The organism is Actinomadura sp. KC216 (genome assembly GCF_004348535.1).
In the GTDB taxonomy this organism is placed as follows: Bacteria; Actinomycetota; Actinomycetes; order Streptosporangiales; family Streptosporangiaceae; genus Spirillospora.
In genome coordinates this window covers 1-5,156 of the sequence record NZ_SMJX01000453.1, presented here as the reverse complement: position 1 = coordinate 5,156, position 5,156 = coordinate 1, and the positions used below count along the sequence as shown (strand labels likewise).

The following is a 5,156-nucleotide window of genomic DNA, read 5'->3' as shown; positions in this document are numbered from 1 at the left end:
GAGTATGCCCGTTTGATCGTGGGGGGACGACCCCCCACACCCCCCGGAACGGCCCGAGACCTCCGGCGCGATCGTGATCAGGGCGACGAGGCCGCCGATCCACAGCGAGACGCCGATGACGTGCGCGACCAGGCTGTGGACGGCGAGCGCGTGGTACGAGGCGTCCGCCGCGTGCCCGGTGAACAGCGGCGGCAGCAGGCCCGTGAGCGCCCCGGCCAGCAGGTGTCCCGCGCCGGTCTCGGCGTGCGGCAGGCTCGCCGCCACGGCGAGCGCGACCGCGATCACGAGGACGAGCAGCAGTGCCCGGCCCTGCGGAAGCTCGATGAGGAACGTCCGCATCATGTCGCCGGTGACGCCGGTGAAGCCCGTCCCGAACAGGTCGAGGACGGAGAACACGATCAGCGCCAGCGTGCACAGCGCCCACGCCAGCGCGGTCAGCGACACCGCGCGCAGGCAGCGGCCCGCCGTGGGCGACGGCGGCCGGACGAACACCGCCGCGGCCAGCAGCCATCCGACCGTGAGCACCGCCGCGACGTTCATGCCGAGCTTCGCGACCGACAGCCCCGCCTTCGTCAGCGCCCCGGCCTGCGACAGGCCCGGCGCCGCCTCGGGGCCGAACGCCCCGCCGAGCCGGACCGCGAGCGCGAGGACGACCAGCGCGATCGCCGCGGCGCCGAGTGCGAGCATCGGCCGGTCGGTCGCGGGTGCCTGCCGCACACGTGTCGTCACGGCCGGAGATACGAATAAACCCGTCCGGAAGGTTCAGGCGGCAATAAGGTACCGCCAACCGACCAGGGCGTAGGGAGCGAGATGAGCGGTTCCGACCAGGGCAACACGTATCTGGAGAAGGTCGTCGCGCAGCAGGCGGTGCTGGAGGACGACCTGCGGTCCAGGCGCGCTCCGGCGCCCGCGGCGGCGCCCGCCGGCGTCGCCCCGCCGCCGCCCGGGCCGATCGCCAAGCGCAGGCAGGCCCTCGGCGGCGCGCCCGCGGCGGACGGGCCCGCGCCCGGCCCGGTCGACGTGCGGATCAGCGGCTTCTGGCGGTGGAAGAACGTGCTCGTCCCGCCGAACGCGTTCGTCGTGCACACGCGGCGCGGGCGGGCCGAGCCGCTGCACATCGGGCTCGGGGTGTCGTTCCGGTTCAACCCGTCCACCGACTCGTTCCTCGTCGTGCCGGGCGCGACGCAGACGATCCTGATCAACGCGTACTGCATCTGCCGGGAGCTGCAGGGCGTGCTCGTCCAGGGCTACGTCCAGTGGATCATCCAGGACTTCGCGACCGCCTACCGCAAGCTCGACTTCGGCGACGCCGATGACCCGATGCGCCTGGTCAACCTGCAGCTCCGCGAGCAGGCGGAGGCCGCGATCAAGGACAAGGTGTCCACGATGGGGGTGCGGGACGTCCTCAGCGACAAGCAGCCCATCATCGAGGAGCTGACCGCCCGCCTGCGCGCCGTGGCCGAGGGCGAGGACAACAGCGACCAGGGGCTCGGGCTTCGGATCGTCACGGTGCAGATCAAGGAGGCCGTGGTCAGCTCGTCCCGCCTCTGGGAGAACCTGCAGAAGCCGTACCGGGCCGAGCAGGGGCAGATCGCGCGGCTGGCGGAGCTGGAGGCCGAGGAGGCGGTCGCGCAGCGCGAGATGGCGGCCGCGCGGATCAAGGAGACGCAGCGGCTGGAGCACGAGCGGGAGCTGGCGGAGCTGCGCGCCCGCAACGAGTCGCAGCTGTTCGACACCGAGGCGGCCGAGAAGCTGCGCCGCACCAAGCGCGAGCACGACGACGCCCGCGCGGTCGCCGAGCTGCAGACCGAGACGATGCGGCACGCGCTGCCGCTGGAGCGGGAGCGGCACGAGGAGGAGGCCGTGACGGCGCGGCTCCGCGCCGAACGCGACCACGAGCTGGCGCGGCTCCGCGCGGAGGGCGAGCACGCGATCGCCGAGATGCGCGCCCGGTCCCGGCACGAGCAGGCGCTGCTGGAGCTGGAGCGGGAGGGCGCCCGCGCCGCGATCGAGAACGACCGGACGCCCGCCGCCGTGCAGACCCGGCTGATCGCCTCGCTGCCGGACATCATGGCCAAGCTGCCCAAGCCGGACGAGCTGCGCACCGTCACCGTCAACGGCGCCGACCAGACCAGCGTGGCGGGCCTGATCACGCAGCTCGCCGCTATCGTCGGCGCCCTCCGCGCCGCCGCCGACGGTGGCGGCGACGCGGTCACGGGTGGCCGGGGGCCGGCGGGAAGGTGACGGGGAGGGCGGTCAGGCCGCGGTGGAACGCACCCGGCCGCCACTCCAGGTCCTCGGGCGCGACCGCGAGCTCCACCTCGGGGAGGCGGTCGAGGAGCTTCTCGATCGCCACCGACGCGATCAGCCGGGCGTGGTTCTTGGCCGGGCAGGTGTGCGGCCCGCCCGCGAACGCCAGGTGCGCCCGGTTGCCCTTCCGGTTCGCCGACGACCGCGACGCGTCATTGTGGGGGGACGACCCCCCACACCCCCCGGAACGGCGCGGGTCGGTGTTCGCCGCCGTGTAGCTGATGATGACGGGCTGGTGGGCGGGCAGCCGGTAGCCGTGGAAGTTGATGTCCTGGCGCGGGAACGTCGGGCCGTAGTTGGAGATCGGCGGGTCGGTCCAGAGGATCTCGTCCAGCGCGTCCTCGACGGGCAGGCTGCCGCCGGACAGGTCGCCGCCGAACCGGTCGTCCGACAGCAGCAGCCGGATGCCGTTGGCGATCAGCGAGTTCTCCGGCTCGGTGCCGGACGCGAGCAGCAGCCCGACCTGGTTCGTCACCTCCGTCTCGTCCAGCCCGGCGGGGTGCCGCAGCATCCAGGACGCGACGTCCGCGCCCGGTTTCGCGCGCTTCAGCGCCACCAGGTCCCGCGCGGCCTGTTCGAGCATGACGAGGGACTGCACGGGATCGTCGACGCCTTCGAGCAGGCCCGTCATGCCCTCCTCGAGCCGTTCGGCGATCTCCTCGGGGCAGCCGAACAGCTCCCTGAACACCAGCAGCGGGATCGGGCGGGTGTACTGGGCGATGAGGTCGGCCTTGCCGTCGCCCGCGAACGCGTCGATGAGGCTGTCCGCGGCGTTCTCGGCGTACCCGCGCAGCGCCGCCGGGTGGACGCGGGCGAGGCTGTCGACGATCACCGACCGGAAGCGGGCGTGCACGGCGCCGTTGGTGAACAGCGCGTTCGGCCGGGCCTGCAGCATCGGCAGCACCGGGCACTCCGGCCCCACCTCCGCCTCCCACACCTCGCTGCAGCGCGGGAACCGGTCCGGGTCGCGGAGGATCTCCAGCGCCGCGTCGTAGCCCAGCACCAGCGTCGCCGGGACGCCCGGGACCAGCTCCACCGGCACGAGGTCGCCCTGCGCGCGCATCCGGTCGTAGACGCGGTCCGGCGTGTTGGTGAACTCCGGCCCGTACATCGGGAACCGTTCCGGCTCCGTGCCGGTGCGCTCGTGTTCTGGTGCGGTGGTCACGGCTGCTCCGTGTCGAGGGTCATGAGGTGGTCGACCAGCGAGATCAGCGCCTCGGTGGACGAGCGGCGGTCGCGGGCGTCGCAGGTGACGAGCGGGGTGCCGGGCGCGAGGTCCAGGGCCTCGCGGACCTCCTCCTCCGGGAAGGCCGGCGAGCCGTCGAAGTGGTTCACCGCCACCGCGTACGGCAGGCCCTGCTTCTCCACGATGTCCATGACCGCGAACGACTGGTCGAGGCGGCTCGTGTCGACAAGGATCAGCGCGCCGAGCGCGCCGCGCGCCAGGTCGTCCCACAGCCGGCTGAAGCGCTCCTGGCCGGGCGTCCCGAACAGGTACAGGACGATGTCGTCGGTCAGCGTGAGGCGGCCGAAGTCCATCGCGACCGTGGTGGTCGTCTTGTCCCTGATCCCGGCGAGGTCGTCGACGGCGGCGCCGGCCTGCGTCATCCGCTCCTCGGTGCGCAGTGGGCGGATCTCCGACAGCGTCCCGATGTAGGTCGTCTTTCCGACGGCGAAGTGCCCCACGATGAGGATCTTGACCGACGTCCGGACGGTGTCGGGCAGGTAGGGCGGTGGCTCAGAGGCGAGCGCGGAGTCCATCGAGCACCTCCTGAAGGAGCCGGACCTTGGGTGTCGGGGCGGCGGGTGCGCCGGCCCGGGTGGTGAGATGCCCGCTGTCGACGAGGTCGGACAGCAGGACCCTGGTGATCCCGACGGGCAGGCCGAGATGCCCGGAGATCTCCGCGACCGACAGCGGGCCGCCTAAGCAGAGCTCCACGATCTGGATCTGCTCGGGCGTGAGCCCGGTGCGCGGCGGGTCGCCGGTGGCGAGGACGATGGTGACGACGTCGAACACGTTCCGCGAGGGCCGCGCCCGCCCGCCGGTGACGACGTGCGGGCGGACCAGCGCCCGCTCGTTCCGGCGGGCCGTCATGCGGGACGGTCCGCGCCGGGGCGCGGCGGGCTGGTCATCTCCTTGCCCAGCCGCTGCACCAGCTCCTGGAGCCGGAACGACACCGCCTCCATGTCGACGTGCTGCGTCGCCGACACCGCCAGGTACGCGCCGGGACCGGCGGCGACGAGGAACACGTACCCGTCGTCGAACTCGTTCACCGTCTGCCGCCAGGTGGTGCCCGGGTCGCCGCAGAACTCGGCGGTCGCGCGGGCGAGCGACTGCAGCCCGGACATGCCCGCCGCCTGCCGCTCCGCGTCGTCCCTGCCGATCCGCTCGGAGTGCGCCATGAGCAGGCCGTCGGCCGACAGCAGGATCGCGTAGCGCGTCTCCGGCATGCGCAGCGCGTCGTCCAGCATCCAGCCGAGCCGGTTCGTACCGTCGTCCATCGCGCTCTTCCGCCCCTTTGTCATGACCGCTCGTCCCCGCCGTCGGTGGCGGGATCCTTGTCGCCGGCGGAGCCGGGGCCCGCGCCGGGTGGGTCGTGGACGTCGGGCGGTGTCGACGCGCGGCCGGACCGGGTGCCGCGCTGCCAGGCGCCGAGGCCCGCGGCGGTCTCCCGCGCCGGTCTGGCGGCCGGTTCCGCTCCGCCGCCCGGCGCGCCGGTCCGTTCGCCCTTCCCGGTTGCCCTGGCTGGACGTCTGGCGGACGCGACGCGGCTGCGCTTCGGCAGGCCGCTCGCGGTGGACGCGCCGTCCGCCACGGCGGGGCTCGGCTCGGGACCGGTTGGAGC

Annotated in this window: 5 protein-coding genes and 2 pseudogenes; 1 reads left to right on the top strand and 6 read right to left on the bottom strand. The window is 73.4% G+C overall.

The features are described from left to right. Positions 1–729: pseudogene (locus E1264_RS39800) on the bottom strand (hypothetical protein); the annotation flags it as partial. 81 nt (positions 730–810) lie between these two features. Between E1264_RS39800 and E1264_RS39795 the strand changes: the two are divergent. Further along, positions 811–2,244, top strand: coding sequence for an SPFH domain-containing protein (locus E1264_RS39795; RefSeq protein WP_132182288.1), 1,434 nt, complete (start codon positions 811–813; stop codon positions 2,242–2,244). Here E1264_RS39795 and E1264_RS39790 read toward each other — a convergent pair. The 5 genes and pseudogenes from E1264_RS39790 to E1264_RS44205 form a co-directional block, all read right to left on the bottom strand. Then, positions 2,213–3,475, bottom strand: coding sequence for a cytochrome P450 (locus tag E1264_RS39790; RefSeq protein ID WP_132182286.1), 1,263 nt, complete (start codon positions 3,473–3,475; stop codon positions 2,213–2,215). The two genes, E1264_RS39795 and E1264_RS39790, sit on opposite strands and share 32 nt — an antisense overlap. Next, positions 3,472–4,071: an ATP/GTP-binding protein gene (locus E1264_RS39785; protein WP_132182284.1), complete on the bottom strand. Its 600-nt coding sequence runs from the start codon at positions 4,069–4,071 to the stop codon at positions 3,472–3,474. Before E1264_RS39785 ends, E1264_RS39790 begins: the two co-directional genes overlap by 4 nt. Then, positions 4,049–4,405 (bottom strand): DUF742 domain-containing protein, encoded by a 357-nt coding sequence (locus E1264_RS39780; protein ID WP_132182282.1) that lies wholly within the window; start codon positions 4,403–4,405, stop codon positions 4,049–4,051. Before E1264_RS39780 ends, E1264_RS39785 begins: the two co-directional genes overlap by 23 nt. Continuing rightward, positions 4,402–4,836 carry a roadblock/LC7 domain-containing protein gene (locus E1264_RS39775; protein ID WP_243711460.1) on the bottom strand — a complete coding sequence of 145 codons (435 nt, stop codon included), beginning with the start codon at positions 4,834–4,836 and terminating at the stop codon, positions 4,402–4,404. Before E1264_RS39775 ends, E1264_RS39780 begins: the two co-directional genes overlap by 4 nt. Next, positions 4,833–5,156: pseudogene (locus E1264_RS44205) on the bottom strand (hypothetical protein); the annotation flags it as partial. The gene E1264_RS39775 and the pseudogene E1264_RS44205, both read right to left, overlap by 4 nt.

Excerpts from the sequence above, each read along its gene's own strand:
- E1264_RS39795 (WP_132182288.1), top strand. The coding sequence starts at position 811 with ATGAGCGGTTCCGACCAGGGCAACACGTATCTGGAGAAGGTCGTCGCG.
- E1264_RS39775 (WP_243711460.1), bottom strand. The coding sequence starts at position 4,836 with ATGACAAAGGGGCGGAAGAGCGCGATGGACGACGGTACGAACCGGCTC.
- E1264_RS39780 (WP_132182282.1), bottom strand. The coding sequence starts at position 4,405 with ATGACGGCCCGCCGGAACGAGCGGGCGCTGGTCCGCCCGCACGTCGTC.
- E1264_RS39785 (WP_132182284.1), bottom strand. The coding sequence starts at position 4,071 with ATGGACTCCGCGCTCGCCTCTGAGCCACCGCCCTACCTGCCCGACACC.